This window comes from Leucobacter sp. M11, assembly GCF_035726885.1.
Taxonomy (GTDB): domain Bacteria; phylum Actinomycetota; class Actinomycetes; order Actinomycetales; family Microbacteriaceae; genus JAPFRB01.
On the sequence record NZ_JAPFRB010000006.1, the window covers coordinates 127,842 to 128,139 of the forward strand.

Below are 298 nucleotides of genomic sequence, written 5' to 3' on the forward strand. Positions count from 1 at the left end.
AGACGACCTCCACCTTGCCGGGCCGAAATCCACGGTGGTGCTCCCGGACGAGATCGACTGGGTGCTCCTGGCGGGGGACGAGACGGCCCTGCCGGCCATCGCCCGCTTCCTCGAGGAACGCCCCGTGCCAGCCCCCGTCAGGGTCGTGATCGAACTCGGCGACCCCGCCGCTCGTCAGGAGCTCTCGCTCCGAGACGGGGACACGATCGAGTGGGTGGTCACCGCCCCGGGGGAGGCCTCCCGCCTCGCGGATGCCGTGCGCGCGCTCGACTGGTGGCCCGGCGGCCCCTACGCCTGG

General features: G+C 73.5%; 1 protein-coding gene. It reads left to right on the forward strand.

The genetic code is table 11. The features are described from left to right. Positions 1 to 298 (forward strand): siderophore-interacting protein (locus tag OOT08_RS17630; protein ID WP_325094170.1); only part of this gene is annotated, 298 nt, incomplete at both ends.